At 72.5% G+C, this 26,318-nt stretch carries 24 protein-coding genes; 12 read left to right on the top strand and 12 right to left on the bottom strand.

Annotated features, from left to right (window positions below; all coding sequences use genetic code 11):
- Positions 1–81: 81 nt before the first annotated feature.
- Both IFT79_RS09950 and IFT79_RS17065 read left to right on the top strand, forming a co-directional pair.
- Positions 82–567: a hypothetical protein gene (locus tag IFT79_RS09950; protein ID WP_192123882.1), complete on the top strand. Its 486-nt coding sequence runs from the start codon at positions 82–84 to the stop codon at positions 565–567.
- 11 nt (positions 568–578) lie between these two features.
- Positions 579–1,136 carry an HNH endonuclease gene (locus IFT79_RS17065; RefSeq protein WP_446718857.1) on the top strand — a complete coding sequence of 186 codons (558 nt, stop codon included), beginning with the start codon at positions 579–581 and terminating at the stop codon, positions 1,134–1,136.
- Positions 1,137–1,470: 334 nt separating this feature from the next.
- On the opposite strand, the gene IFT79_RS09940 is transcribed toward IFT79_RS17065, so the two are convergent.
- The 4 genes from IFT79_RS09940 to IFT79_RS09925 form a co-directional block, all read right to left on the bottom strand.
- Positions 1,471–2,016, bottom strand: a complete 546-nt coding sequence (locus IFT79_RS09940; protein WP_192123878.1) for a dihydrofolate reductase family protein — start codon at positions 2,014–2,016, stop codon at positions 1,471–1,473.
- 48 nt (positions 2,017–2,064) lie between these two features.
- A complete protein-coding gene (locus tag IFT79_RS09935) occupies positions 2,065–3,003 on the bottom strand; it encodes a pentapeptide repeat-containing protein (RefSeq protein ID WP_192123876.1) in 939 nt (312 codons plus the stop codon).
- A gap of 51 nt (positions 3,004–3,054) precedes the next feature.
- On the bottom strand, positions 3,055–3,579 hold the full coding sequence (locus IFT79_RS09930; RefSeq protein ID WP_192123874.1) for a GrpB family protein: 525 nt from the start codon (positions 3,577–3,579) through the stop codon (positions 3,055–3,057).
- Positions 3,580–3,713: 134 nt separating this feature from the next.
- Positions 3,714–4,208 carry a GNAT family N-acetyltransferase gene (locus tag IFT79_RS09925; RefSeq protein ID WP_192123872.1) on the bottom strand — a complete coding sequence of 165 codons (495 nt, stop codon included), beginning with the start codon at positions 4,206–4,208 and terminating at the stop codon, positions 3,714–3,716.
- Positions 4,209–4,385: 177 nt separating this feature from the next.
- On the opposite strand from IFT79_RS09925, the gene IFT79_RS09920 reads away from it, so the two are divergent.
- Positions 4,386–4,736, top strand: a complete 351-nt coding sequence (locus tag IFT79_RS09920) for an SdpI family protein (protein ID WP_192123870.1) — start codon at positions 4,386–4,388, stop codon at positions 4,734–4,736.
- Between the two features lie 200 nt (positions 4,737–4,936).
- Positions 4,937–5,779, top strand: a complete 843-nt coding sequence (locus IFT79_RS09915) for a nuclease-related domain-containing protein (RefSeq protein WP_192123868.1) — start codon at positions 4,937–4,939, stop codon at positions 5,777–5,779.
- Between the two features lie 97 nt (positions 5,780–5,876).
- Here IFT79_RS09915 and IFT79_RS09910 read toward each other — a convergent pair whose 3' ends face one another.
- The 3 genes from IFT79_RS09910 to IFT79_RS09900 are packed head-to-tail and all read right to left on the bottom strand — an operon-like array spanning position 5,877 to position 6,822.
- On the bottom strand, positions 5,877–6,158 hold the full coding sequence (locus IFT79_RS09910) for a hypothetical protein (protein WP_192123866.1): 282 nt from the start codon (positions 6,156–6,158) through the stop codon (positions 5,877–5,879).
- 28 nt (positions 6,159–6,186) lie between these two features.
- Positions 6,187–6,465, bottom strand: a complete 279-nt coding sequence (locus IFT79_RS09905; protein WP_157489944.1) for a hypothetical protein — start codon at positions 6,463–6,465, stop codon at positions 6,187–6,189.
- Positions 6,466–6,510: 45 nt separating this feature from the next.
- Entirely contained in the window at positions 6,511–6,822 is a 312-nt protein-coding gene (locus IFT79_RS09900; RefSeq protein ID WP_192123864.1) for a hypothetical protein, read from the bottom strand.
- A 516-nt stretch (positions 6,823–7,338) separates the two neighbouring features.
- On the opposite strand from IFT79_RS09900, the gene IFT79_RS09895 reads away from it, so the two are divergent.
- Genes IFT79_RS09895 through IFT79_RS09870 form a run of 6 tightly spaced genes read left to right on the top strand, consistent with a single transcriptional unit; the run spans position 7,339 to position 15,859 of the window.
- Positions 7,339–9,033, top strand: a complete 1,695-nt coding sequence (locus tag IFT79_RS09895) for an ABC transporter substrate-binding protein (RefSeq protein ID WP_192123863.1) — start codon at positions 7,339–7,341, stop codon at positions 9,031–9,033.
- Positions 9,030–10,103, top strand: a complete 1,074-nt coding sequence (locus IFT79_RS09890; protein WP_192123861.1) for an ABC transporter permease — start codon at positions 9,030–9,032, stop codon at positions 10,101–10,103. The genes IFT79_RS09895 and IFT79_RS09890 overlap by 4 nt, the downstream gene beginning before the upstream one ends.
- On the top strand, positions 10,100–11,131 hold the full coding sequence (locus IFT79_RS09885; RefSeq protein ID WP_249407874.1) for an ABC transporter permease: 1,032 nt from the start codon (positions 10,100–10,102) through the stop codon (positions 11,129–11,131). Before IFT79_RS09890 ends, IFT79_RS09885 begins: the two co-directional genes overlap by 4 nt.
- The gene (locus tag IFT79_RS16690; protein ID WP_192123859.1) at positions 11,128–12,966 is read left to right on the top strand and encodes a dipeptide ABC transporter ATP-binding protein; all 1,839 of its coding nucleotides are present in this window, start codon (positions 11,128–11,130) and stop codon (positions 12,964–12,966) included. Before IFT79_RS09885 ends, IFT79_RS16690 begins: the two co-directional genes overlap by 4 nt.
- Complete coding sequence (locus tag IFT79_RS09875) at positions 12,963–15,191, top strand: CocE/NonD family hydrolase (RefSeq protein ID WP_342211813.1); 2,229 nt, start codon at positions 12,963–12,965, stop codon at positions 15,189–15,191. The genes IFT79_RS16690 and IFT79_RS09875 overlap by 4 nt, the downstream gene beginning before the upstream one ends.
- Positions 15,192–15,202: 11 nt before the next feature.
- Positions 15,203–15,859 carry a TetR/AcrR family transcriptional regulator gene (locus IFT79_RS09870; protein WP_342211812.1) on the top strand — a complete coding sequence of 219 codons (657 nt, stop codon included), beginning with the start codon at positions 15,203–15,205 and terminating at the stop codon, positions 15,857–15,859.
- On the opposite strand, the gene IFT79_RS09865 is transcribed toward IFT79_RS09870, so the two are convergent.
- Entirely contained in the window at positions 15,850–17,160 is a 1,311-nt protein-coding gene (locus IFT79_RS09865) for an ABC transporter permease (RefSeq protein WP_192123857.1), read from the bottom strand. The two genes, IFT79_RS09870 and IFT79_RS09865, sit on opposite strands and share 10 nt — an antisense overlap.
- Positions 17,157–17,852: an ABC transporter ATP-binding protein gene (locus tag IFT79_RS09860; protein ID WP_043595759.1), complete on the bottom strand. Its 696-nt coding sequence runs from the start codon at positions 17,850–17,852 to the stop codon at positions 17,157–17,159. The genes IFT79_RS09865 and IFT79_RS09860 overlap by 4 nt, the downstream gene beginning before the upstream one ends.
- Before the next feature lie 180 nt (positions 17,853–18,032).
- On the opposite strand from IFT79_RS09860, the gene IFT79_RS09855 reads away from it, so the two are divergent.
- Together IFT79_RS09855 and IFT79_RS09850 are read left to right on the top strand one after the other, a co-directional pair.
- Positions 18,033–19,286 carry a sensor histidine kinase gene (locus tag IFT79_RS09855; protein WP_192123855.1) on the top strand — a complete coding sequence of 418 codons (1,254 nt, stop codon included), beginning with the start codon at positions 18,033–18,035 and terminating at the stop codon, positions 19,284–19,286.
- Complete coding sequence (locus tag IFT79_RS09850; protein ID WP_192123853.1) at positions 19,283–20,005, top strand: response regulator; 723 nt, start codon at positions 19,283–19,285, stop codon at positions 20,003–20,005. The genes IFT79_RS09855 and IFT79_RS09850 overlap by 4 nt, the downstream gene beginning before the upstream one ends.
- 98 nt (positions 20,006–20,103) lie before the next feature.
- Here the strand turns inward: IFT79_RS09850 and IFT79_RS09845 are convergent, their stop codons facing one another.
- From IFT79_RS09845 to IFT79_RS09835, 3 genes are read right to left on the bottom strand one after another with little or no spacing between them, the layout of a single operon-like run.
- Positions 20,104–23,559, bottom strand: coding sequence for an ATP-binding protein (locus IFT79_RS09845; protein ID WP_192123852.1), 3,456 nt, complete (start codon positions 23,557–23,559; stop codon positions 20,104–20,106).
- Positions 23,556–24,539 (bottom strand): DUF4194 domain-containing protein, encoded by a 984-nt coding sequence (locus tag IFT79_RS09840; RefSeq protein ID WP_192123851.1) that lies wholly within the window; start codon positions 24,537–24,539, stop codon positions 23,556–23,558. Before IFT79_RS09840 ends, IFT79_RS09845 begins: the two co-directional genes overlap by 4 nt.
- Entirely contained in the window at positions 24,536–26,269 is a 1,734-nt protein-coding gene (locus IFT79_RS09835; RefSeq protein ID WP_192123850.1) for a DUF3375 family protein, read from the bottom strand. The genes IFT79_RS09840 and IFT79_RS09835 overlap by 4 nt, the downstream gene beginning before the upstream one ends.
- Positions 26,270–26,318 lie beyond the last annotated feature (49 nt).

Here is a 26,318-nt window from a genome sequence, read left to right as displayed (position 1 = left end):
AACGCTGGTCGACTAACGTCGAAATTGACGATCCCGATGTCGCAGTTCTGAGCGTGTGTCATTTACTGCCAGCATGGCGACATGAACTGGACCTCTTTCATCCCCGATCTCACCGTCGCTCTGATCAGTGCGGCCCTCGCCGTAGGCACTGGACTGGCGACCTTCAAAAATGATCAGAAGCGCAGGAACAGACAGCTCGTCCATAATTTGGCCGACGATCTCGCGTCTCGTCGGGCCTTTGAGCCCATCGATCCCTTTGAAGGGGACGGCGGAGTCGACGCCGAACGGTGCTTCTCCAGCGTTCAGTCGGCGAAAGAGCGCATTTCGGCAGTGCGTGATGAGATTCGACCGAATGACGATCTGCGCGACGAGCTGCAGCGCATGGTCCTGTCGTGCGTGGAGTACAAAGACCGGATGGACTTTGAGCCCGAGCGCTGGCAATTCGCACTCATGGACCTCCGCGGAGAGCTTGCTAGCTCGGTCCAAACCATCGAAAGCATCGTCGGTGTTTCGCCGGGCACGCTTCCAGCGCCTGGCAGTACGCGCGCCGTCCAGCTTGCACGCTAGAGCTCGTGCCTATGACCCGTCAGAAGCGACCATTGCAGGATCTGATCTGCAAGGGCTGTGGTGTCACGGTAAGTACTCACAACCGAAACCGGTCGTACTGTTCGAACGACTGCTCATTGCTTTATCGCGTCGCGATCTCGGGCTTTTGTCCATTCTGCGGATCAAAAGACGCCGACCGGCTTCTCGTCTACTTCACGCCCGAGTTGCGGGCTGAGGCGGAGTCCAGGGGTTTCAGGTTCGCTGCAGCGCATGAGACTTGTCGGCGAGGTCATCTCGACTCTTCGGGACGGTCGACTGAATGTCCCTGTTTCGATTGCGCGCGTTCCCGAGGTGAAAGTGTCGGGCTAAGAGAAAGTGCGAACGGCGCTTCTCCGCGTAGCAGCCCGAAGTTTTCCCACAATCACATCGCTGTGCTGAAGCGGGATGCCTGGACGTGCCAGATTTGTCAGCTGCCTATCGCTCGAGACGCTCACGTTCACGACGATCTTTCCCCGGCTGTTGACCACATCATCCCTCGTCGCGACGGAGGCGGCGATGAGCTGGAGAACCTTCGAGCGGCACACAGATAGTGCAACATACATCGGGAGCATCCTTACTTCAGTCACGACGCGATGGTGGCGGAGGCAGCATGGGCCAGGTTTGGGGAGACACCGACTGCGTAGGTCGCCCCTCTCGAAATTTGTCAGCAAAGGATGCTCGGGGGAGGGGCCTGCTTCCTGTGTCGTCGGGCATGCCCCAGGCAGCTAGCACTCACGCAGTTGGCCCTCATCTGTCAACGTGCGAGGACCGCAAGGGTCTGCGCGACGACGCAATGGTCTTGGAGTCTGGTCCTGTCGCGGGGATCAAGTGAATCGCGCCCCCTTTTAAGTTCACGGCATCGATAAATGCGACTGTACCGAGGTGTCAAGGGCGCGGACGGTACGTCGTCGCGACGGCGCCGGAGGCGAGGTCATAGCGGGCCGTCGGGGTGAGGTCGAGGGGGCGGGGGAGGCCGGCGAGCAGGTAGGGGCCGTGGCCGGCGACCCAGGGGTAGACGGTGAACTCGTACTCATCGACCAGGCCCCAGCCGACGACGTCGGTGGCGAAGGTGGAACCTCCGAGACGGAGCGGGCCCCCGGGACGGCTCTTCAGCTCGCGCACCGCCTCGCGCACGTCACCGGCGAGCAGCTCGGCGTTCCAGTCGACGCTCTCGACCGTCGTCGACGCCACGTACTTGGGGATCTCGTGGATGGTTCGCGCGAAGGGCTGCATCCAGTCGGGGAACGCCTCCGAGGCGGGCGGACGCCAGGACTGCTCCATCAGCTCGTAGGTGACCCGCCCCAGCAGCAGACCGTCGGCCTGGGCGAGAGCCTCCGTCGCAAGCTGGTGGACCTCGGCATCCGGTCGGCCCTCACGGTGGTCGATGCAGCCGTCGAGCGTGACGTTGATGGAGTACGTGAGCGTCCTCATGCCGGGGAGGCTAGCCCCGCGACGGAGGCGCCGCCAGAGGCACGAAAGCTAGCGCCAGCCTGCCCAGTGCGTCGGCCGCGCGAAGCCCTTGGGCAGGAGCGTCGCCGCATCGCCTCGGGCGCTGTTCACCTGCATCTGCGTTAGGTAGATCGCCCCCGACAGATCTGCCCCGCCGAGCTCGGCGTCGCGCAGATCGACACCGAGCAGGTCGCAGCGGTCCAGGTCGGCCCCGCGCAGGTCCGCCGCGATCGCGATGCTGCCGCGGAGCGTCCGCCCCCGCAGATCCGCCCCGGCCAGGGCCGTTCCCATCAGGTCGCTCCCCGGCTCGAGCGTCGGCCCCTTGCCCCTCGACCGCCGAGGAGGCGCGGGCACGGACGCCCGGGCCACCTCACTCGCCTGCACCAACAGCGGGCGCGCCGCGTCGTACTCGGCGTCGACGTCGAGGGCGGCCAGCTCGTCGGGGGTGCCGTCGGTCAGGTGGCGGACGTGCTCGAAGGTGGCGAGCCACGGGGCCGGGTCAGGGGTGGCGGCGGTGCGGGTGCGGCCGTGCGCAGCGGCGTGTGCGGGCCCGCCTGCGCGTGCGAGGTCGCGTTCGCCTTCGCGTTCAACCAGCGTGACCGCCTCGTCGAGGTACCAGAGCAGCTCGTGCAGCCGCCGCACGAGCGGGAACGTCGAGAACATCGCCTCACGGGTCGCGGGGTCGTCGCGCCACGATCGCCCGGCGAACGTCTGCCGACTGACCTTCTGACCCGCCCCGAAGCAGTCGAACACCGTGCAGCCCTTGAACCCGCGCTCGCGCAACTGCGGGTGGATGCGGCACCCGTCGTGCTCGTCGAGGTTCGTGCACGGGTCGCCGGCCGGCTTGTCGAACGGGAAGTCGGCGCTCTTCGTGAACGCCAGCGCGACGCAGCAGAGGCCGAAGCAGTTGGCGCAGTCGGCTCCGAGGTCGGCGCGGCGGCCCAGCTCGATCCGTGTGCGAGTGCTCATCGGATCGACGCTATCGGGCGCAGCGGGCTGGGGCGATCGAACGGGGGCGGCTCACTTGTCCCACACCGTCACCGCAGGGAGCCCACGAGCCGCTCGCTCGTCGGCGACGAGGTCGGTGATCAGCTCGGTCTTGGCGGCTGTGTAGGCGCGTCCGTCGTCGAGGCCGGCCAGCGCCTCCTTGAGGGTCGCGTAGCGCCGTCGCGCGACCGGGTCGCGCAGCAGGCGGTCGCGGAACAGTCGCTGGTTGCAGGCGTCCCACTGATCGGGGCGGAAGGCGTGGAGGATGTGCGTGCGTCGCGCTTCGTCCAGCCGGACGTAGACCGCGTGGGTCTTCGGGCCCGCTGCGTGTCGTTCGTAGCCGAGGTCGACCAGGTCGGCGCCCAGGGCGAACGGGTCGGTGCCGGGAGACATGCGGGCGGCGACGTCGATGATCGGCTTCGCGAGGAGGCCGGGGACGGCCGTGCTGCCGATGTGCTCGACGGCGTCGACCCGGGTGCCGAGGGCGGTCGCGAGACGTTCGGCCTCACGGCGGTAGTCGTCGGCCCAGGTGGGGGAGTGTGGCTGCAGATCGACCATCGGGGCGATCGTACGGGGTGTCACTCTCGGCGGGTCGGGGTCGAGTGGTCCTGGATCGTCGTTCGCGGGGAGGGGAAGGACGATACGGGACCATTCGATGACCGGTGGGGCGGGCGTGGACCGACCCGCGCCTCCTAGGGGGTGGGCGGGCGGAGGTCGTCGAGGGGGCGCGACCAGGCGACCTCGCGGGCGAGCTGGCCGGAGGCGCGGAAGAGCTGCACCTGGTGCGTGTCGGGGAGGGCCGCGGCGAGGGTGTCGCGGTCGGCGGGGGTGAAGCCGAGTTTCTGCCAGAACGGTCCGGAGCGGCGGGAGAAGAGCCAGGCGTGGCGGGCTCCGTGCGCGGCGGCGTCGGCCAGGGCGTGGCGGGCGAGACGGGAGCCCGCGCCGCGCGTGCGAGCGGTGGGGGCGACGGCGACGCTGCGGATGAGGGCATGCTCGCCGTCGGCGCTGAGCTCGTAGCCGGTGCTGCCGACCACCGTGCCGGTGGCGTCACGGTCGACCCACAGCCGGAGGCGCGGCGAGGGGGAGTCGAGACCGGCGAGCGTGAGGTCGGCGGCGGCGAGGAAGGCGCGGAGGTCGGCTCGGGCGTCGGCATCGGCATCGGTCGGGGCGATGCGGACGAGGGGCATGGGGCGATTCTTCCTGGGGCTCGGTGGGTTCGTCGGGCTCGAGTGGGCAGACAGTGTCCTTCGGGAACGGCTGAAGGACACTTTCTGCCCACTCGTTCATGCCGGGGTGGGCCAGGGCGGCTCAGAACGGGCCGCGCGGGGGAGTCGCGTCCGGAGGCGGCGACCTAGCCTGGCGGGATGCTCGTCGTCGTTCCGCTCATCGTGTTCGCCGGGTGCGCCGTCGTCTTCGGTACGACGCTTGCCGCCGCCCGCGGCTGGCTCGGGGTGAACCACCTCGCCGGCATCCGGTTCCGGCACGTGATGGCGTCGCCCGAGGCGTGGCGGGCCGGGCACCGTGCAGCACTCGTGCCGGTGACGGTGGGGTGCGCGCTCGCCGTGGGGTCGGTCGTGGTGCCGCTCGTCACGGGCCCGTCGGAGGACGCGATGGCCATCTGGGCGATCGTGAGCATGGTCGCGCTGCTGTTCGGCACGCTCGTCGGGGCGTGGCGGGCGGATCAGGCGGCGACGGACGTGCTCGGTTCGCCGTAGGGCGCCCGCGACCCGGTGCTGGTGCTGGTGCTGGTGCTGCTGATCGGATGTCGAGTGGTCAGAAAGTGTCCTTCCCGCGCGGCGGAAGGACGTTTTCTGACCACTCGAGCGGGCCCTCCGACCCGGGCGCGGGCTGACCTCCCCAACGGGGGCTCGTCTGCACGTCACGTGTCGCCCTACCGTGTGGGCAAGGGGGAAACATGAGCGAGACCGTGGCGCGCGGAAGCGTGGCGATGACGTTGAAGGCCCGGCGGCCGGCCTACTCGGTGATGCAGGAGTGCCTGCGCGTCCAGGCCGAGGCGCCCGCACTGACCCGGCGGCAGCGCCTCTTCGGGCACACGCCCCTGAGCGCCGACGCCCGCAGCTGGTACCAGGGCGCCCTCGGCGAGATCGAGGTCGCGCGCGTGCTCGCCGAGCTCGGGCCCGAGTGGACCGTGCTGCACTCCGTCCCGGTCGGCTCGGGCGAGTCCGACATCGACCACGTCGTCATCGGGCCGACGGGCGTCCTCACCGTCAACACGAAGCACCACGCCGGCAAAAAGGTCTGGGTCGGCGGCGGCTTGGTGACGGTCGGCGGACACCGGACCACGCACTCGCGCAACTCGGCGTACGAGGCGACCCGCGCCTCCCGGCTGTTGTCGACGGCGGCCGACTTCGAGGTCGTCGTCACGCCCGTCATCGTGCTCGTGGGCGAGGCCTCGCTGTCAGTCGGCAAGAAGCAGCCGACGGTGCCGGTGGTCGTGGCCGCCCGCCTTCGCAAGTGGCTGATGAACGGGCCGCGGGTGCACTCGCCCGAGGCGCTGGCCTATCTGGCCATGGTCGCCGAAGAACGCGGCACCTGGCACACGGAGGCGCTGGTGCTGACGGACACGCTCCGTCACGAACACCGCTTCGAGCGCCTGCGCCGCGACATCGACGACGCGGCTCGGCGGCGTCGGCGGTGGCGGGTGGGCACGGCGCTCGGCGTTCTCGGGACGAGCGGGGGAGTCGCGATCGCGGTGATGGCGACGGTCACGAGCACGGTCGTCTCGACCTTCGGGTAGGTGCCCTGCGCCGTGGGCCGTGGGCCCTGAGCCGCGGGCCCTGAGGCCTTGGCCCAGAGACGGCAAGGCCGCCCGTGGCGATCCGGTACGTACCGGATCACCGCACGAGCGATGACACCACGCGGGCGGCCGCCGCGGTCACGGCGGCAAGAGCTGCAGCGATCAGTGCGAACGCCGACCAGACGGCGAGGTCGGCGTGCTGCAGGTGCAGGCCGACGAGGAACGCGGCGAGCGCGACCACGGCGACGGCTGCCCAGACCGCCAGAGCGCGGGCACTCCACCGGCGCGCCCGGGTCGTCGTTCCGCCCGATGCCGACCAGGCCACTGCGAGAGCGGCCACGGTGAACAATGCGGGGATGAGGGCGACGAGGTTGATCACGGGAATCCGATCAGGAGGGTCGAGGCGGTCAGTCGACGAACATCCACCGCACGAGAACGATGAGCCCGAGCACGAGCGCCGTCGGCAGGGCGATGACTGAGAGCCCCCACAGCAGGCCGCCGACGGTCAGCATGATCGTGAACCAGTCGATCGCCGGGGCGGTGGAATAGCGGGCGGCACCGCTCATGCCGGGCGCCACCTCGTTGATCACCATCAACCCGACGGCGGCGGCGACGCCCACGATGCCGAAGACGAGGGCGAGACGGCCAAGGCGGCGACGACGCCTGGCGGGAGACGAAGCATCCATCTGCTGAGGCTAGGTGCTCGGCCGTGTCACCACCAGACCGGACGATCAGGAGGCGCGACCACCGCGGCCGGGACGCGCACTGACCAGCCGGTGCGCGAGCATCACCACCAGCAGTGCGACTGCGAACCCGATCGAGAGGACCGCGATGAGCAGCAACGGGCCGCCGACCGTCTGCACCCCGTCGAACCCGTCGAACCCGTCTGTCGACGAGACCGCGACGTACCTGACCGGCGCGGACGGACGGGTGAACGTCCACCACGTGAAGGCCGTGTCCGACAGGAAGGCGAACACCCCGAGAAGCCCGAAGGCGAGAGCTGGTCGCCCCAGCGCGAGGCGGGGCGTGGTCGGGGTGGCCATGAGCCGAGACTAGGGCGCGGCCCGGCACCGGAAGGAGTCCCGCTTCGAGGGGCACGCCGGTCCTCCGGGGCCGATCGAGCCGGGCGAGTGGGCAGAAGATGCTGCCGGGCGGTCCTCGACGAGCAGCTTCTGCCCACTCGAGCCGTCGCGGGGGTGACGGGCGCGGGCGGGCCGACCCGCGCCTCCTGCTCGGACGTCGCCCCGGCGAGTCGATCGAGTGGTCCGACAACGGTCTTCGTGGTGCGGGGAAGGACGTTCGGGGACCACTCGACCGAGACGAGCGGGCGAGCTCGCGGAGGCGCGGGTCGCGTCGGCGAGGCGAGCTCGTGTAACGAGTGGGTGAAGACTGCAGCCCGTGCACGCTGCCGCACGAGCACGCCCGCATCCGCGGCGGGGCGCGGAGAACGGGGGCTGCGGGGGAGTCCCGAGCCGCGCCTCCGGGGCTCCGGCGAGCTGGCCGCCGCCGCGAACCTCCCTTATCGTTCACCCGAACGATAAACGGAAGGCCATCCCCGCATGACACCGATCGTCCCCGAACACCAACACGCGCTCCGCCCGGCGCGAGCCGCCGACGGCAGCGCGGGCCCGAGCAGCGCAGACCGCGGCGCACGCCCGAGCAGCGCAGACCGCAGCACGGGCCCGAGCCGCCGCACCGTCCTCGCCGGCGCCGCAGGGCTCGCCGGCCTCGGCCTGCTCACCCTGGCCGGCTGCACCCCCGCCCGCAGCACCCCGACCATCCCCGAGGCCGCCGCCACCGGCACCCCCGCCCGCGGCGGACGCCTCCGCATCGCGCGGCCGGCCGCCTCCGCCGCCGAGACCCTCGACTCCGCCAGCTCGCTCTCGGCCTACGAGTACCTCGGTGCCCTGTACAACCGACTCGTCAAGCTCGACGACGCCGGCGTCACCGTGCCCGACCTCGCCGACGACTGGTCCGCCAACGCCGACGGCACGAGCTGGACCTTCCGCCTGCGCGAGGGCGTCCGCTTCCACGACGGCCGCCGCTTCACCGCCGCCGACGCGATCTACTCGATCGAGCACATCCTCGACCCCGACACCGCCTCACCCCAGGGCGAGGTGCTCGCCGCCATGATCGGCCCCGGCGGCATGACCGCCGTCGACCCGCTCACCCTGCGCTTCGACCTGCTGACGCCGAACGCCGAGTTCCCCTCGCTGCTCACCGCGTACCAGTGCTACATCGTCCCCGAGGGCAGCGCCGACCCGAGCCAGGGCGGCGGCATCGGCCGCACGGGCATCGGCACCGGACCGTTCCGCCTGTCGAGCTTCGAGCCCGCGGGCACCGGCAGCGTCGAGGCCTTCGAGGACCACTTCGCCGGCCGTCCGGTCCTCGACGGCATCGACTTCTTCTCGATCCAGGACACCACCGCCCGCGTCAACGCCCTGCTCGCCGGCCAGATCGACCTGATCAGCCAGACCAACCTCGACTTCGCCACCGCCCAGGTCGTCAGCGCCTCGGCCGGCGCCACCGTCGCCCGCGCCCCCGACGCCCAGTGGTACACGATCCCGATGCTCGCCACGAGCGCCGAGTTCAGCGACCCGCTCGTCCGCCAGGCGATGAAGCTCGCCTACGACCCGCAGGCGATCGTCGCCACCGCCCTGCAGGGCACCGGTTCGCCCGGCTGGGACAACCCCGTGCCTCCCTCGCAGGCCGTCTGGCTCGACGACCAACGCGCCTACGACCCCGACCAGGCCCGCGCCCTGCTCAAGCAGGCCGGCCGCGAGGGACTGAAGACCGAGATCTACACCTCCAGCTACGAATCCGTCTTCACCCCGATGGCGGTCGCCTACCGCGACGCCGTCCGCGACGCGGGCATCGACCTGACCGTGCGCAACGCCTCGTCCGACTCGTACTACACGCAGATCTGGATGCAGAAGCCGCTCATGGTCAGCTACTGGTTCACCGGACGCCCGATCGACCAGCTGCTCAACCAGATCTTCCGCACCGGCTCGTCGTACAACGAGAGCGCCTGGTCGAACCCGACCTTCGACGGCCTGCTCGACGACGCCCGCGCCGAGATGGACGACACGCGCCGCATGACGCTCTACCAGGACGCCCAGCGCATCGTCGTCGAGGACTCCGCCGACATGACCCCCATGTTCGGTGACCGCCTCGTCGGCCTGTCCCGGAACGTCCTGAACTACCGCGAGTTCGGCTTCGAGTTCGACTACCTGCAGATCGGACTCCGCGCATGAGCCCCACACCGACCGCCAGCCGCCCGAGCACCGGCGGCCCGGCCGCCGGCGGTAAGACCGCCAGCAGCCCGCACGCCGGCGGCCCGCACCCCACGTCCCCGCTCGCCGCGACCCTGATCGTGGTCGCCCGCCGCGTCGGCACCGCCCTGCTCACCGTGCTGCTCGCCTCGTTCTTCGTGTTCTTCGCGGTGCAGGCCCTGCCCGGCGACGTCGCGCAGCAGCTGCTCGGTCAGGACGCCACCCCCGACGCCGTCGCCGCCCTGCGCGAGACGCTCGGCCTCGACCAGAACGTCTGGGTGCGCTACGGCCAGTGGCTGGCCGGTGCCGCCCACGGCGACTTCGGCGTGTCGCTCGTCAGCGGCCTGCCGGTCGGCCCCGACCTGCTGATCGCCTTCCGCAACAGCATGCTGATCGCGCTGCCCGCCATGATCGTCGGCGTCACCCTGTCGCTGACCCTCGGCGTCATCGCCGGCGTCCGCCGCGGACGCCCGAGCGACCACGCGATCTCGCTGATCAGCCTGGTCGTCATGAGCGTGCCCGAGTTCATGGTCGCCACCGTGCTCGTGCTGCTGTTCGCCATCGCGCTGCCGATCTTCCCGGCGGTCGTCCTGCGTGGCCAGGACGCGACGGTCGCCGAACTGCTGCCGAGCATCTGGCTGCCCGTCATCGTGCTGACCCTCGCCATGGCCGCCTACATCGTGCGGACGGCGCGCTCGTCGACGATCGACGTGATGGCGAGCGAGTTCGTCACGACGGCCGAGCTCAAGGGCCTGTCGACGCGCCAGGTCGTCTGGCGTCACGCCGTGCCGAGCGCGCTGCTGCCGACGCTCAACGTCGTCGCTTTGAACGTCGCCTGGCTCCTCGGCGGCGTCGTGGTCGTCGAGAACGTCTTCAACTACCCGGGCATGGGCAAGCTCATGCTCGAGTCCGTCTTCAACCGCGACCTGCCGACGATCCAGGCGATCGCCGTCGTCAGCGCCCTCGTCTACGTGGTGTGCAACCTCGCCGCCGACCTCATCGCGCTGGCCCTCGACCCGAGGCTGCGCACCCGACGGAAGGCCCGCTCATGAGCCCCGCACACGACCGGACCCCGCCCGCCGACAGCGGCCAGGGCATCACCGGACACCGCACCGCCGAGGAGGCGCGGGTCGCCACGACCGCGGACCCCGCCACCCCGGGCGCGCAGGTCGGCGGCCCGGCATCGGCCGGACCGCAGGCCGCGGGCGGCTGGCCGAGGCGACTGCGCGCGAGCGCGACGTCCCTGACCAGCAGCCTCAGCGCCTCCTCGGCCTTGAGCATCGGGCTCGGCCTGATCGCGCTGCACGTCCTGCTGGCGCTGCTCGCCCCGGTGCTGACCGGCCACGACCCGGTCGCCACCGACTCGGGAGCCGCCCTGACCGGCACCAGCTGGGCCCACTGGCTCGGCACCGACCAGTACGGTCGCGACATCCTGTCGCGCACGCTGAACGGCGGCCGGTACGCACTCGTCGTCACCTTCCTCGCCACGACGATCGCGGTCGGCATCGGCACCGTGCTCGGTTGCGTCACCGCCTACGCCGACAACTGGTTCGACGAGGTCGTCATGCGCATCGTCGACGCCCTGCTCAGCGTGCCGTCGATCCTGGCGCTGCTCGTCGTCGTGACCGTGTTCGACTCGGGCCTCTGGGTGATCGTGCTCGCCGTCACCGTGATCTACGCGCCGGCCGTGACCCGCGTCGTCCGCGGTGCCGCCCGCACCGTGATCACGCAGGACTACGTGACCGCCGCCCGCGCCCGCGGCGAGAAGCCGCTGAGCATCGTGTTCCGCGAGATCGTGCCCAACGTCACCGACGTGGTGCTCGTCGAGTACGCGATGCGCGCCTCCTGGATCGTGCTGCTCATCTCGACCCTGTCGTTCCTCGGGTTCGGCGCCAACCCGCCGACGCCCGACTGGGGCCTCATGGTGCAGGAGAACCGCACCGCCCTCACCGTCGTCCCGTGGGGCACGCTCGCCCCCGTCGTCGCCCTCGCCACGCTCGTCATCGGGCTCAACCTCAGCGCGGACGGGCTCAGCAAGTCGCTGGGCGTCGACCGCGCACAGAAGGGGGCGGTCTCGTGAACGAGCCCCTCGCCACCACCACCGCAGGAGGCGCGGGTCGCCTCGTCGACGTCGCCCCCGATCCCGTCGTCCGCGTCGACGACCTCTCCATCTCGTACGCCGCCGGTCGCCGCGAGGTGCCGGTCGTGCGGGGCGTGAGCTTCGACGTCGCCGCCGGACGCGCGCTCGGCCTGGTCGGCGAGAGCGGCAGCGGCAAGTCCACCGTCGCCCGCACCCTGCTCGCGCACCTGCGGCGCGGGTCGCGGGTCGTGTCGGGCAGCGTCCGCGTCGCCGGGGACGACGTCTTCGCCCTCGACGAGCGGGCGCGCCGGGCCCTGCGCGGTGGCACGGCGGCCCTGGTCGCCCAGAACGCCGGCCAGGCGCTCACCCCGTCGATGCGCGTCGGACGCCAGCTGCGCGAGGCGCTCGAGAGCCACGGCCTGCCCGGAGGCGACGACCGCGTGCTCGAACTCGTGCGCCACGTCCGCCTGCCCGACCCCGAGACGATCGTGCGGCGCTACCCGCACCAGCTGTCGGGTGGGCAGCAGCAGCGCGTCGCGATCGCCATGGCCATCGCCGCGCGGCCGAAGCTGCTCGTGCTCGACGAACCGACCACCGCACTGGACGTCGTCACGCAGTCGGCCGTGCTCGAGCTGATCCGCGACCTGGCGGTCGAACTCGGCATGGCGATCGTGCTGGTCAGCCACGACCTCGGCGTCGTGTCGACCATGGCCGACGAGATCGCCGTCATGCACGAGGGCCGGATCGTCGAGCACGCGCCGACCGCGTCGCTCTTCGCGGACCCGCAGCACGAGTACACCCGCGAGCTGCTCGCGAGCATCCCGCGCGTGCACTCCGATGCCAGCGCACCGCGTTCCGTGCACGGCACCGCGACCAGTCACGGTGTGCAGGACGAAACGCGGCGCGACGAGCATGCAGCACCCGCAGCACCCGCGGCACCTGACGCACCCGCAGCAGCCGCCACGGGGCCGGTCGTCACGGCGAGTGACCTCGTCGTCCGGTACGGGCGTGGCCTACCCGCCGCGGTCGACGGCGTGTCGTTCACCATCGGCCGCCGCGAGACCCTCGCCGTCGTGGGGGAGTCCGGCAGCGGCAAGTCGACCCTCGCCACGGCCCTCGCCGGGCTGATCCCCGCCGAGTCGGGCCGGTTCGCCTTCCACGGGGCCGACGGGGTCGAGAGCGACCTCACCCGGCCCGTCGCCGGGCGCACTTCGACGCTGCGCCGGTCGATCCAGCTGATCTTCCAGAACGCCGACACCTCGCTCAACCCCCGCCGCACCGTCGGCGCCGCGATCGCCCGACCGCTCAAGCTCTTCACGGGCGAGTCGAGCCCCGAGCGCGTCGCCGAGCTGCTCGTCGAGGTCGGACTGCCGCCCGAGTTCGCCTCGCGCCTGCCCGCCCAGCTCTCGGGTGGCCAGCGCCAGCGCGTCGGCATCGCCCGGGCGCTCGCCGCCGGGCCCGAGCTGATCATCGCCGACGAGATCACGACGGCGCTCGACGTCCGCGTGCAGGCCGGGGTGCTCGACCTGCTCGCGGGGCTCCGCGACGAGAAGGGGCTCAGCTGCCTCTTCATCAGCCACGACCTGGCGGTCGTCCGCGGAGTCGCCGACCGGGTCGCCGTCATGACCGGCGGCCGGATCGTCGAAGTCGGCCCGACCGAACGCGTCTTCCAGGGGCCGAACCACCCGTACACGCGCACCCTGCTCGACGCCACCCTCGACCCGGGCACGACCGAGCTGCCCGACGTGGGCGACGCCCGGCCCCGCTGGCGGGACGCCGACGGCTGGGACGACCACGGCGACGGACACCACGTGAAGCGCTGGGAGGCGATGTGAGCACGAGCGGCCGACCCGACCCGGGCCCCCGAGGCGACGAGCGGGGGGACGGCGCACGCGACCCGCGCCTCCTGGGCGACCCGCGCCTCCTGCAGGAGCCCGCGTGGGCCGGGGGAGTCCGCACCCTCGGAGCCCCGCGCGCCGACCTCGCCGACGCCCCCGGGCGGCAGGATTCCGACCGCCCGCACGGCAGCGGCCCGCTCGAGGTCGAGGTGCGCGACGAATGGGTGCCGATGCCCGACGGGACGCGACTGCACGCCCGCATCTGGGCCCCCGTGGTCGACGAGCCCGTGCCGGTGCTGCTCGAGTACCTGCCCTACCGGCTCGACGACTGGACGGCTCCGCGCGACAGCGAGCGGCACCCCTGGTACGCCGCGCACGGTTACGCGTCGGTGCGGGTCGACATCCGCGGCACGGGGTCGAGCGACGGCCTCTTCGACGACGAGTACTCGGTGCAGGAGCTCGACGACGGCATCGCCCTGATCGAGTGGCTCGCCGCCCGGCCCTGGTCGACCGGCGCGGTCGGCGCGTTCGGCATCTCGTGGGGCGGGTTCAACGCGCTGCAGCTCGCCGGGCGGGCTCCGGCGGCGCTCAAGGCGATCGTCACCGTCTGCTCGACCGACGACCGCTACGACAACGACGTGCACTACATGGGCGGCGCCGTGCTCGGCATCGACATGGCGTCGTGGGGCGGCACGATGTTCGCGTTCAACTCGCGCCCGCCGAGGCCCGAGGTCGTCGGCGCCGACTGGGTCGCCCGCTGGCGCGAGCGGCTCGAACACAACCGACCGATGACGACGACCTGGCTCTCGCACCAGGAACGCGACGACTACTGGCGGCACGGCAGCGTCTGCGAGGACTACTCGTCGATCACGGCCGCCGTCCTCGCCGTGGGCGGCTGGGCCGACCCGTACCGCGACGCCGTGCTGCGGCTGGTCGAGAACGTCGACGCACCGGTCAAGGGCATCATCGGGCCGTGGTCGCACCAGTACCCGGACCGCGGGCTGGCGCCCGGCCCGGGCATCGGGTTCCTGCAGGAGACCCTGCGCTGGTGGGACCGCTGGCTGCTCGACTGCCCCAACGGCGTCGACGCGGAGCCCGCGCTGCGGGCCTGGATCAACGACTCCGAGCCGCCGGCGACGTACTACGCCGAGCGGACCGGGCGCTGGGTCGCGGCCTCGACCTGGCCGTCGCCCTCGACCGAGGCGCGCATCGTGCCGCTGGTCTCGCTGCGTGGCGGGGCGGACGGCCCCGTCGTCGTGCGCTCGCCGCAGAGCACCGGCCTCGACGCGGGGCGCTTCTTCCCGTTCGGCAACGCGACCGACCTGCCGCCCGACCAGCGCGCCGAGGACGGCCGCTCGGTCTGCTTCGACCTGCCGGTCGACTCGCCGCTGGACGTCCTGGGCAGCGTCGTCGCCGACCTCGCCGTGGCGAGCGACGTGCCCGACGGCACCGTCGTCGTGCGCCTTTGCGACGTCGCCCCCGACGGTTCGTCGACGCTCGTCACCCGCGGCGTGCTCAACCTCAACAAGCGGAACGGACGCGACCGCGCCGACGACCCGATGGAGGCGCGGGTCGAGCAGGTCGTGCGCGTCGCCCTGGTCTCGACCGGGCACTCCTTCCCGGCCGGCCACCGCCTCCGGATCGCCGTGTCGAGCGCCTACTGGCCGTGGGTCTGGCCGCACCCGGTCGAAGCGACCCTCACGCTCGACCCGACGCGCAGCAGCGTGACGCTGCCCGTGTGGACGCGCGGGCCCGGCGACGGGTCGGCGGAGCACCCGGTCGACGACGGCGTCGCGTTCGAGGCGCCCGAGCGGGCCGAGCCCCTGGCCGTCCGCGCCCTGCCGCCGGCCACGGACCTGCCGCAGCGCAGCGTCTCGCACGACGTCGGCACGGGCGAGTGGGTGCTCGACGTCGACCCCGGCTACGGCGGCGGACGCGAGTACCCCGACGGCCTGGTCTTCACCGAGGACAGCCGCGAGACCTACCGCATCGTCGACGGCGACCCGCTGTCGGCGTCGGCCGAGTCGCGCTGGGCGATCGGACTCGAGAAGCCGACCTGGAAGGCGTGGCTCGAGACCACGTCGCGCATCACGGCCACGGCCGAGGCGTTCCGGGTCGAGAACACCGTTCGCGCCTGGGCCCGGGACGGCGGGCCCGGGGCCGAGACGGTGCTCGTCGCCGACCGGACCTTCGACGAGCTCGTGCCCCGGACGTCGGCGTGAGCGGCGGCGGCGTGAGCGGCGTGGCCACCGGCGGCGCGGGCGTGCGACAGAAGCCGGTCGTCCGGCGGGCGTCGATCGTCGAGGCCGCCCGTGAGGTGATCGTCCGCGAGGGCATGGGCGCGACCCGGCTTCGCGACATCGCCGCCGCGGCCGGGGTCTCGGTCGGCACCGTGACCTACCACTTCGACGGCGTCGCCGAGATCCTCAACGAGGTCGTCGTGCTCGAGACCGCCCGGTTCTACTCGTCGATCATCGAGGCGGTCGACGTCGAGCCCGACCCGGTCGTCGGGGTGCGGATGCTCGTCGAGCCCCTGTTCGCCGACACCGACGCGACCGACGAGCACTGGCGGCTCTGGTCCGACTACTGGACGGCCGTGGCGCGCAAGCCCGCCGTCGCCGCCGAGTACGTCGAGCGCATCCGCGTGTGGGAGGCCTGCCTGACCCGCACGCTCCGCCGCGGGGTCGAGCAGGGCCGGTTCGCGACGGCCGACCCGTCGGCGCTCGCCCTCAAGCTCGCCGCCTACAGCGACGGCCTCGCGACCCAGCTCGCCCAGAAGGCCCCCGGCCTCACGCCCGGCGTCGCGCTCGACTGGATGTGGACGCTGCTGGAGCACGAGACCGGGGCGTCCTTCCGGGGCTGCCCCGCGCCTCCTCGGCCTCACTCGTAGCGGAGCGACTCCACCGGGTCGGCCTTGGCGGCGCGGGCGGCGGGCAGGGTCCCGGCCAGGAACGCGATCACCATGACCACGACGATGATCAGCGCGATCGACACGGGGTCGAACGCGATCAGCGTCAGCCCGGGCAGGTTCGACAGCAGCGACCCGGCCAGGGTGGCGCTGACGACGCTGCCCGCGATCATCGCGACGCCCACGCCGATCGCGCTGCCGAGGAACCCGATGAACGCGGCCTCGAGGCTGAACAGGCCGAACACCTTGCCGCTGCCCATGCCCATCGCTTTCATCAGGCCGATCTCGCGGGTGCGCTCCTGGACGCTCATCAGCAGCGTGTTGACGATGCCGAAGCTCGCCGCGAGCAGGGCGATGATCGCGAAGGCGTTGAGCACGAGCACGATGCCGTCGATCACCGTCGTGAAGGTGCCCAGCTGGTCGGCGACGGTCGTGCCGGTGTAGCCGGCGGAGGCGAGACGCTCCTTGAGGTCGCTCACCTGCCCGTCGGACGCGTCCGCGGCGAACCGCACCGTGGCCTGCGCGTAGCGGTCGACCTGGTCGGCGGGCAGCCCGACGTTCTGCGCGTCGAACAGGGCCGTGCCGAGGGCCGCGTTCGGGGTGACCGCCGCTCCGGCGGGCGAGGCGATGCTCTCCTCCGCGACGCCGACGACGGTCGCGGTGACCGTGTGCTGCGTGCGCGTGGCGTCGGTCACGGCCAGCGTGACGGACCGACCCACGGCCGCCTCGTCGTCCGCGAACCCCAGGGGACCGACGTACGACGTCGGGACGACCACCTGCAGGTCGGTCGCGTCGTCGTCGGGCTGGGCGCCCGCCGTCAGGGTGAGCTGCTGCCCGGGCACGAGGGCGCTCGCCGAGACGACGTACTTCGTGCCGCTCTCGCCCTCGACGTAGTCGGTCGCGAGCGACTCGGTCGGCTGCACGGCCAGCACGCCGTCGACGCCCTCGAGGGTCGTCACGTCGTCCGGGGTCAGGGCGACGACGGTCGCCCCGGGGGCGCCGAACCCGCCCGCGGCGACGGTGTCGGGGTCGTACTCGGCCGGGCCCGAGTTCGCCCCGCCGAGACCCTGCGCGTCGTCGGAGGCCTTCGTGACCGTCATCGTGTCGGACGAGCCCACGGCCGAGACCGTGTCGTCGATGTAGGCGTTGATGCCGGTGCCCAGCCCGCTCGTCAGCGTCAGCGTGAAGGCGCCGACGAAGATCGCCAGGACGGTCAGGATCGTCCGCGTCTTCGACCGGAACGTGTTCGAGACGGCGGTCAGCAGCAGGTCGATGGTCGTCATGCGGCCACCTCGGCCTCGTCGTCGACGATCAACCCGTCGCGGATCACGATGCGCCGGTCGCAGCGCGCCGCGAGCTCCTCGTCGTGGGTCACCACGATCAGCGTGATGCCGTTCTCGCGGTTCAACGAGAACAGGATGTCCTCGACGACCGCCCCGGTCGCCGTGTCGAGGTTGCCGGTGGGCTCGTCGGCGAAGATGATGCGCGGGTCGTTGACCAGCGCGCGCGCGATCACCGTGCGCTGCTTCTGACCACCCGACAGGTTCAGGGCCTTGTTCTTCGCCTTGTCGGCGAGCTCGAGCTGCTCGAGGGCCGCCAGGCCGCGGCGACGGCGTTCGCCGCGGGGCACGCCCGCGATCTTCATCGGCAGCACGACGTTCTCGAGCACCGACGAGCTCGACGTCAGGAAGAACTGCTGGAACACGAAGCCGAACGTCTTGTTGCGCGTCCGGTTGAGGCGCCCTCCCTTGAGCGTGCTCGTGTCGACCCCCTCGAGCTCGACGGTGCCGGTCGTCGGGGCGTCGAGCAGGGCGAGCACGTGCATCAGGGTCGACTTGCCCGAGCCGCTCTTGCCGACGATCGCGACGCTCTCGCCCTCGGCGATGTCGAAGCTCACCCCCTTCAGGGCCTCGAACCGGTTCGGGCCGCGCCCGTACGAACGGTGGACGTCTCGGACCGAGATGATCGGCGCCATGGTGCTCCTGTCGCTGACGGCCCCGGTGTCTCCGGGGCCGAGACCCACCCTCGCGGGCCGCGCCGACCGGGTCGTCCCCCCACCGCGGACACCTGCCGGCCGTCGAGTACCGCACCTGCGGTACGCGACGTCGGGCCAGAGGGGGACTCGGCCGCTGGCGTTCCAGGGCACGATGGGGTCATGACGACGACGGACGGCGGGAGGCGCGAGCCCGCCTACCCGCGACCTCGCGTCCCCTGGTGGCTGGGCGACACGATCGCCGCGGTGCTCGTCGTCGGTGCGGCGTTCGCCCCCTTCCCCGTCGCGGGGTTCCGGCCGACCGGCGGGCTGGCCGTCGCGGTCGTGGTCGCCCCCGTCGTCCTGCTGCCGTTCCGTCGTCGACGCCCCGTCCCGGTGCTCGCCGCGATCGTCGGCCTGTTCGGCATCGCCGCCCTGCTCGGCACGCTCGCACCGGGCGTCGTCCTCGCCACCGGCATCGCCGTCTTCGCCGTGGCCGCGCGGACCCCGCGCCGCCGCACCATCGTCGTGACGGTCGCCACGGTCCTGGCCGTCGCCCTGCTCGGCCTGCTGGGCGTGGGGGGACGCGTCGTCGACCTGCCCGTGGTCCAGTTCACGCTCCTGGTCGCCTTCGCCGCCGCGGCGGGCGACGCCAGCCGCTCCCGACGGGAGTACATCGAGGCCGTCACCGAACGCGCCGAACGAGCCGAACGCACCCGTGAGGCCGAGGCCTCGCGCCGGGTGGCCGAGGAGCGGTTGCGCATCGCCCGCGACCTGCACGACGCCGTCGCCCACCAGATCTCGGTGATCAGCCTCAACGCGGGCGTCGCGTCGTCGGCGATCGAGACGCGACCCGAGAAGGCGGTGACGGCCCTCGCGACCATCCGCCGCGCCTCCCGGACCGTCCTCGGCGAGATCGGGGACCTGCTCGAGGTGCTGCGTGCCGGTGACTCCGAGCGGGTCGCGTCGCCGCAACCGGGCCTCGCACGACTTGACGAACTCGTAGCAGGGTTCGCCGACGCGGGCCTCGTCGTGAGCACGCGGGTCGAGGGCCCGCTCGCCGCGGTCACGGGCGCGGTCGACCTCGTCGCGTACCGGGTCGTGCAGGAGGGGCTGACGAACGCCGGCAAGCACGGTGCCGAACACCGTGCGCACGTGCTCGTCGCGGTCGACGAGCACGAGGTGTCGGTCGTGGTGACGAACCCCGTGCCGGCGTCGCGGGACGTGACCGAAGCGGCGGACGTCCGTGGCGGGTACGGGCTGCTCGGTCTGCGCGAACGCGTCGCCTCGGTTCGGGGCGTCGTCGAGACCGGGCCGACACCGGGCGGCTACCGGTTGGCGGCCGTGCTGCCGGTGACGCGTGGGGTCGACGTGGCCGGCTCGTCCGGCTCGGCCGGCTCGTCCGGCTCGTCCGGTGGGAGCGGGGGAGCCTCGTGACGACCGTGCTCGTCGTCGACGACCAGCCGCTGATCCGTCAGGCCGTGACCGACATCCTCGACGGCGAGGACGGGGTCGAGGTCGTGGGCGACGCCGTGAACGGCCGGGAGGCGGTGATGCGGGCGTCGGCCCTGCGTCCGGACGTGGTCGTGATGGACATCCGCATGCCCGAACTCGACGGCATCGGCGCGACGGCCGAGATCTGCGCCGACCCGCTGCTCGCCGGGACGAAGGTGCTGATCCTCACCACGTTCGAGGAGGACGAGTACCTCGTCGCGGCCCTGCGCGCCGGGGCGAGCGGGTTCATCGGCAAGGGCGCGGAGCCCGACGAGATCGTCCGGGCGGTGCGGGCCGTCCACGCGGGGGAGTCGCTGCTGTCGCCCGTCGCGACCCGCAGCCTGATCGAGAAGTACGTCCTGCCGAATGGCGGCGGGGCGGGATCGGTCTCGGGGACGACGTCGTCAGGGGAGTCGTCGTCGGGGGCGTCGTCGCCGGTCGTGCCGGCCGAGCTCGCGCACCTCACCGACCGTGAGCGCGAGGTGCTGCTGCTCGTCGCCCGGGGTCGCGCCAACGCCGAGATCGCCACCGACCTGGTCATCTCGCCGCACACCGCGAAGACCCACGTCAACCGCATCATGACCAAGCTCGATGCCCACGACCGGGCGCAGCTGGTGATCATGGCCTACGAGACGGGCTTCCTCGCGCCGGGCGCCGCGTAGCGGCCTTCCCTGCGTCCGAGTGGGCCGAACATGTCCTTCCCCGGCGTGCGGAGGACATCTTCTGCCCACTCGGACGGAGGGGGACGAGGAGGCGCGGGTCAGGCGAGCGCCGCGGGGTCGAGACCGTGCTGCTCGACCTGGATCGCCTGCCGGATGGTCAAGGGGTAGATGCGCGACAGCTCGGGGTTCGACGGATCGCTCGAGATGTACGCCACGCTCTCGACGTGCTGCTCGAAGGCGTTGACCTTGTCGCGCGGCGCGCCCACCACGAGCTGGAAGCCCAGCGAGGTCAGCGCCGCCAGGGCCCGGCCGGTGTACTCGGCGTCGGCCTTGACGAAGCCCTCGTCGAGGACGATCGGCGCGTAGGTCGGCACCCGGTCGGTGCCGTCTCCCAGCCGGAACCGCAGGGCGGCCCCCAGCACGAACGCGATGAGCTCCTGCCCCTCGCCGCCGGATTTGCCGGCCACGCCCTCGTGCACGATCTGCGTCCCGTCGGCGCGGGTCTCGATCGCCCGGAACTGGTAGTGCTCCCGTGCGTCCAGCACCCGGCGGCGCCAGGCGTCACCGACCTTCGACTTCTCCTCGAGGTGGGCGAGGTCGCGGCGGAGCCTCAGGAACCGGCGCTCGACCTCGGACGCGTCCCGCGCCTCCGGAGCCCGTCCGTCCGAGGCACGTGCCTCGGACGTGGCCCCGCTCCCGGCCCCGCCCGTGTGCTCGCGCAGCGTCCGCTTGAACTCGAGCAGGTCGCCGTTCGACACCGGCCGCGGCTCGATGTCGAGCGTCGAGCCCTGCCGGAACTCGATCGACCGCAGGGCCTGCGAGATGGGGCGGACGCCGCGGCGGATGACGTGGCCGTCCTCCTCGATCTGGACGAGCAGCGCCCGCAGGCTGTCGCCCACGTCGCTGCCGGCCCTCTCGAGCCAGCGCTGTCTCGCGTGCGGCAGGTCGTCCTCGACGAGCTGCCGGTGGATCGCCCGGACCGCCGGCAGGCTCTCGATCGTGGCGTCGATGCCCGCGGTGCGGTCGAGCTCGAGGTACCGCTCGAAGACGACGACGAGCGTCGACTCGGCGTTCGCCCGGTCGCGGTCGTGCGCGTCGACCTGGGCCCGCAGCTGCGACGCCGCGTCCCGGTACAGCCGCACGACGTCGGTCGCCTCACGCGGTGCCGCGAACGGCAGCGGGGCGAGGAGTGCCCGCTCGTCGTCGGTCAGGGGGTCGGCGTCGGCGGCGTCCGCGAACTCGTCCTCGATGTCGACGAGCGTCGCGTGCTTCTCGTCGAGCTGCGCGAGCACCTGGTCGATCTCGGCCAGGCGGCGCGTCGCGGCCGAGCGGTCGTCGTCGTGCTGCGCGGCCTCGGCCTGCAACGTGGCCAGTTCGGGACGCTCGACGGCGATGCGGTCCAGCTGGGCGCGCAGGTCGTCGAGCCTCGCCTGCGCGGGGGCGGTGTCGAGCTCGTCCCAGGTGAACTCCTTGGCGCGGGCCACGGCGTCGGCGACGCGGCGGCGGTCGACCGCCTCGGCCTCGATCGCGTCGTACTCGGCGCGGACCCGGGCCAGCACGGCCTCGAGGTCGACGATCTCGTCGCCGAGCTCGGCGATCCGGGCCGCGTTGTCGAGCCCGATCCACGAACGGGTCGACCGGTCGTCCTTGATCACGCGGTCCCGCGAGCCGGTGCGGAGGCCGCGCCGGGTCACGGCACCGCGGGTGCCGGACGGGCGCGGGCCGCCGAGGTCGTCGGGACCCTCGACGCAGAGCACGCTGCGGTCGGCGACGAGCTCGTCGTGCAGCCAGCCACGGAACGGGCTGGCCGGGTCGAGCCGCACCATGGCGGGCACGGTGCGGTCGACCGGGGTGAGCGTCGGATCGGCCCCGGTGGTCGCCGGCACGAGCGTGACGCGTCCCCGCACGTCGTTCTCGTCCACCCAGCGGCGCACGGCGTCGAAGTGCGTGCGGTCCACGAGGAGGTGCGTGGCGAGGTCGCCGAGCACGCGCTCGATCGCGACGGCCCACCCGGCGTGCTCGGGCGCGACCTCGAACAGCTCGCCGGCGTAGGGCAGGTCCGACACCGGCACGCCCGCCCCCTCGGCGATGCGCCGGCGTCGCTCGATCGCGTCGTCGGGCACGTTGCTGCGGCGCTGTTCGAACGACCGCTTCTGCTTCTCGAGGGCGGCCAGCGAGCGCTTCGTCTCGCCGATGCGGGCAGCGAGGTCGCTTCGGGCGTCGGCGGTCGCGGCCCGGGCGGCCGCGTCGTCGGCCGCGAGGCGGTCGGCACGCTGCCCGAGCGCGGCGAGTTGTTCGTCGTCGCGGGGGAGGGACGCGCCGGTCCCCTCGAGCGCGGCGGCGAGCCGCCCGCGGGTGCGCTCGACGGCGGCGAGCTCGGCCTCGGCGGCGGCCACGTGCTCGCGGAGCGACTGCGTGGGATCGCCCCCGAGCTCGCTGATCCGCGCCAGGGCCTGTTCACGGGACCGGAACGCGAGCTGCTCGTCCGCCTGGGCGCGCCTCCGGCGTTCGCCCTGCTCGCGCTTCTCGGTCGTGACGCGGTCGACCTCGCCGCTGACCCAGCTGCCGACGCGTTCGGCCAACCAGACGCGGAGGCGGCTGGGCCCGTCGTCGTCGACCAGCAGGCGGCGCTTGGCCGAGCCGTCGCGTCCGGCGAGCTCGTACCGGTCGGCGAGCGTCGGCACGGCCTCGAGCACGTCGAGCTTCTTGCGGGTCGTCTCGAACACGTCGTAGAGCGCCGAGGCCTCACGGTAGGTGGCGAGCGTGGTCTCCCAGCGGCTGAGCGCCTGCGGCTGCACGAGCACGAACTGCTTGAACAGGTCGTCGATCGAGAACACGCCCTTCGACGCCTGCGCCCGACGCAGCAGGGTCAGGGCCTTGAGCTGCGACTCGTCGCTGCCGCCGATGCCGAGCTGACCGCACAACCGCACCCGCAGCTCGGGCTGCGACGAGGTCGCGAGGTCGTGGGCGGGGTCGAGCAGGCGGGCGAGGGAGCCACGGGCCAGGGGGTTCTGGCTCGTGCCCTCGCGCGTCACCTCGGACAGCCGGCTGAGGTCGAAGCGACCCTGCACGAGCAGGTAGACGCTCGCCTGGGTGACGTCGTCCTGGCTGGCGGTGTCCTCGCCGATCCAGGCGACGCGGACGGCCGTGACCGTCTGGCCGAGTTCGGTGGACCAGGTGATGGCCGCGCCGCTCGGGAACGCCTGGCCGAGCGGACGCAGGAACCGCGTCGTCGTGCGGTCGGAGGCGGCGTCGCGGACCTCGTCGGTCTTGCCGCGCGCGTAGCTGTAGACGGTGCGCTCGGACCGCTGCCGGCTGTCGTCGCGGGCGGCGCGGTTGAACTCCTGCGGGTTGGGCATGATGACCGCGGCCATCGCGTCGAGCACGGTCGACTTGCCGCGGCCGGTCGGGCCGAGGATGGCGATGCCGCCGCGACCCACCGGCATGCGGTGCAGGCCGGCGTAGCTGCCCCAGTTGAGCAGCTGCACCTGCTCGATGCGGTACTGGCCCGAGTGGAACATGCCGAGGTCGGGCGGGGTGTCGGCGATGCTCATGCCTGGGGTGCTTCCGGGTCGGTGTCGGTGCCGGCGTCGTGCGCGGGCTCGGGCTCGGGCTCGAGGTCGAGGTCGAGGTCGAGGTCGAGCAGGACGGCGGTCGGGTCGGGTTCGGCGTCGGGGGTGTCCTCCACCGTGTCCGCGGGGTCGTCGTCGGTGGGATCGGGTTCGACCTCGACCTCGGGCTCGACGACGTCGGCGTCGACCTCCGGTTCGGCCGCGTCCGCATCGGCGGGGGTGCCGACCTCGTCCCCGTCGGTCGGGTCGCCCTCGACGCCCGCCGCCTCGAGGTACACCCGCTCGAGGTGCGCGAGTCGGTCGGCGGTCATCAGCGGCACGATCGCGGGCGAGACCACGAACAGCTCGGGGTCGTCGGGCTCGGCCGTCAGCAGGTCTCGGGCGACGAGCGCGGCGATGGCGGCGTCGACCCGGCGGCGGGCGCGCACCTCGTCGGAGCCCGAGTCGTCGTGGTACCGACCGAGGAACTCGGCCACGGCGTCCTTCGAGATCACGATCGCCTCGTCGAGCCCGTCCGTGAAGGCGTGCTCCCGGCGGGCGAAGACCATCAGCAGCGAGGCGTCCCGCGACAGCGGCTTCTCGCGGCGCAGCAGCACGGGCACGTCGTCCTCGCCGCCCTGTCGCTTGAAGGCGACCTCGTGGTCGTGGTCGATGACCAGCACCAGGAACAGCTCCTCGAGCCGGGCCCGGATCTCGGGCTCGTGGGCGAGCAGGCCGGCCCAGGCCTCCTGCTGCCGGGCGCGGGACACGAACCGGTGGGTCAGCAGCGTGACGAGTGCCTTGCGTCCGGCCAGCGGCAGTGCGTCCGGGACGCCGGCTGCCCCGTCGTCGGCGTCGCCGTCGTCGAAGGCATCGCGGGAGGCGCGCGCCGACTCGTCGGGGGAGGTGGCGGTCGCCTCGGCCGAGGAGGCGCGGGTCGCCTCGTCGACGCCGGTCTCGTCCCAGGGGGCTGCGGGGCTCATGCGAGGTCCTTCGTGCTGGTCGTGCCGGTCGTGAGGTCGGGGGCGTCGGGCTCGACGCCCGGCTCGGCCCCGGGCGGACCCGCGGGACCGCGCCGGAACACGAGGCGGGGCAGCGTGACCTGCCGACCCGCGCCTCCTGACGTCGTGGGGTCGGCGGGATCGCCGACGAGCTCGACGGTCTCGGTGTCGTCGCCGACGACGCCGCGCTCGAGCGCGAGGTCGAGCATGCTGAGGACGAGCGCGAGGCGGCGGAACCCGGGCTCGGTCGCCTGGTAGACGTCGACGCTCGTGACCTCGTCGCGGTCGACGAGCAGCCGGTCGATCGTCGCCGACACGGCCGCCGTGCTCGTGCCCGAGGTGAGGCGGAGGGCGGCCCGGTCGGCCTCCGGCAGGGACGCGTCGCCGATCGTCACCTGCACGTCGACCGTCGGACGCGCGCGATCGGTGTGCAGCTGCACCTGGCTCACGTCGCGGACGTCGAGCGCCCCGAGGCCGAGCCCGTCGCCGTGCTCGACGGGCAGCATGGCGTGGCCCGGCCGGCGCTCGGCCCAGACGCCGCCCGCGTGCAGCGCCCGGTCGGCGAGGGTGAGCAGGCGCTGCTGCTGGTCGGAGCCCGACCGGCTGAGGAAGCGCCGCAGCGACGACGTCCACCGGCCGTACGTCTCTTGCACGCTCTGCTCTTCGGCGAGCAGCGACGAGATGAGCGACTCGAGCTGCGTGCGCTGCCGCTCGGTGAGCTGCGCGGCCGCGTCGGGCTGCGCGAGGACCTTCTCGATGTCGGTCCGCATCACGTCGATCCCGCGCGACGACAGCATCTGGGCGAAGCCGCGGTAGGCGCGTCCCTCGGGGGTCTGCTCGAGCAGGTCGTTGTCGCGCAGGTACTGGTCGACGAGCGCGCCCTTGCCGACGTGTTCGGACGAGGCCCGGCGCGCGACCTCGCGGTGCCGCTGCTCGACCATGGCGCCGAGCTGGCGGAAGTCCTCGGGCAGCGACGCGGTCAGACGCACGACCTCGCGGACCTGACGGCGCAGCACGTCGGGAGCGGTGGGTTCGGTGCCGTGCCGCTCGATCTCGGCCTTGCGGCGCTCGAGCTCGGCGATCTGCTCGTCGAGGCGCGCGAGCTGCGACTCGCGACTGGGGTCGGCGAGGCCCGCGAGCTGCCCGACGGCGTGGGCGATGCTGCCGAGGCGGGCCTCGCTGACGGCGTTGTCGCGCTCGACGAGGTCGCGCACGAGGCGCAGCGCCTTGAGCGCATGCGGCGACAGGCGGTACTCGGCACGGGCGTCCGGTCCGGAGGCGCGGGTGCGGACGAGCCAACGGCTCTCGACCCAGCTGCGGCAGTACTCGGCCGGGGTGGTCTTCTGCTCGGTGGGGGCCGGCGTGGCGACGGGCGTCGGGGACGCGGGCCGCGCCTCCTCGGGGTCCCGCTCGGTCGTCGCCCGCTCGGACGCCGGGCGCTCGGGGGCGGCCTGCTCGGACGCCACCTGCTCGAGCGCGGCCTGCTCGGACGCCGCCTGCTCGGCGGCGTTCTGCTCGAGGGCGTCGGCGACCTGTCGGTGGAACCAGTCGGCCGACACCGGACCCTCGGCGTGTTCGAGGTGGCGGGAGAAGAGCGGCAGCATCCAGCGGGCGTTGTAGCCGCGGAGCAGGGCCCAGGTGGGGTCGTCTTCGTACGCCGCGCGCACGTCGTCGCGGCTCAGGGCGTCGTCGTGCCCCGACGGGTGGTTCACCAAGCAAGACCTCCGGCAGTCGTCGGACGACGATACCAACTGGTGACGC

The organism is Frigoribacterium sp. CFBP 8759, from assembly GCF_014841655.1.
Classification (GTDB): Bacteria; Actinomycetota; Actinomycetes; order Actinomycetales; family Microbacteriaceae; genus Frigoribacterium.
Note: the sequence above shows the minus strand (reverse complement) of the source record. Positions and strands in the feature narration are given on the sequence as shown.

Bases quoted from the DNA above. Each gene is read 5' to 3' on its own strand.
- IFT79_RS09950 (WP_192123882.1), top strand. From the start codon at position 82: ATGAACTGGACCTCTTTCATCCCCGATCTCACCGTCGCTCTGATCAGT.
- IFT79_RS17065 (WP_446718857.1), top strand. From the start codon at position 579: ATGACCCGTCAGAAGCGACCATTGCAGGATCTGATCTGCAAGGGCTGT.
- IFT79_RS09940 (WP_192123878.1), bottom strand. From the start codon at position 2,016: ATGAGGACGCTCACGTACTCCATCAACGTCACGCTCGACGGCTGCATC.
- IFT79_RS09935 (WP_192123876.1), bottom strand. From the start codon at position 3,003: ATGAGCACTCGCACACGGATCGAGCTGGGCCGCCGCGCCGACCTCGGA.
- IFT79_RS09930 (WP_192123874.1), bottom strand. From the start codon at position 3,579: ATGGTCGATCTGCAGCCACACTCCCCCACCTGGGCCGACGACTACCGC.
- IFT79_RS09925 (WP_192123872.1), bottom strand. From the start codon at position 4,208: ATGCCCCTCGTCCGCATCGCCCCGACCGATGCCGATGCCGACGCCCGA.
- IFT79_RS09920 (WP_192123870.1), top strand. From the start codon at position 4,386: ATGCTCGTCGTCGTTCCGCTCATCGTGTTCGCCGGGTGCGCCGTCGTC.
- IFT79_RS09915 (WP_192123868.1), top strand. From the start codon at position 4,937: ATGAGCGAGACCGTGGCGCGCGGAAGCGTGGCGATGACGTTGAAGGCC.
- IFT79_RS09905 (WP_157489944.1), bottom strand. From the start codon at position 6,465: ATGGATGCTTCGTCTCCCGCCAGGCGTCGTCGCCGCCTTGGCCGTCTC.
- IFT79_RS09900 (WP_192123864.1), bottom strand. From the start codon at position 6,822: ATGGCCACCCCGACCACGCCCCGCCTCGCGCTGGGGCGACCAGCTCTC.
- IFT79_RS09895 (WP_192123863.1), top strand. From the start codon at position 7,339: ATGACACCGATCGTCCCCGAACACCAACACGCGCTCCGCCCGGCGCGA.
- IFT79_RS09890 (WP_192123861.1), top strand. From the start codon at position 9,030: ATGAGCCCCACACCGACCGCCAGCCGCCCGAGCACCGGCGGCCCGGCC.
- IFT79_RS09885 (WP_249407874.1), top strand. From the start codon at position 10,100: ATGAGCCCCGCACACGACCGGACCCCGCCCGCCGACAGCGGCCAGGGC.
- IFT79_RS09865 (WP_192123857.1), bottom strand. From the start codon at position 17,160: ATGACGACCATCGACCTGCTGCTGACCGCCGTCTCGAACACGTTCCGG.
- IFT79_RS09860 (WP_043595759.1), bottom strand. From the start codon at position 17,852: ATGGCGCCGATCATCTCGGTCCGAGACGTCCACCGTTCGTACGGGCGC.
- IFT79_RS09855 (WP_192123855.1), top strand. From the start codon at position 18,033: ATGACGACGACGGACGGCGGGAGGCGCGAGCCCGCCTACCCGCGACCT.
- IFT79_RS09845 (WP_192123852.1), bottom strand. From the start codon at position 23,559: ATGAGCATCGCCGACACCCCGCCCGACCTCGGCATGTTCCACTCGGGC.
- IFT79_RS09840 (WP_192123851.1), bottom strand. From the start codon at position 24,539: ATGAGCCCCGCAGCCCCCTGGGACGAGACCGGCGTCGACGAGGCGACC.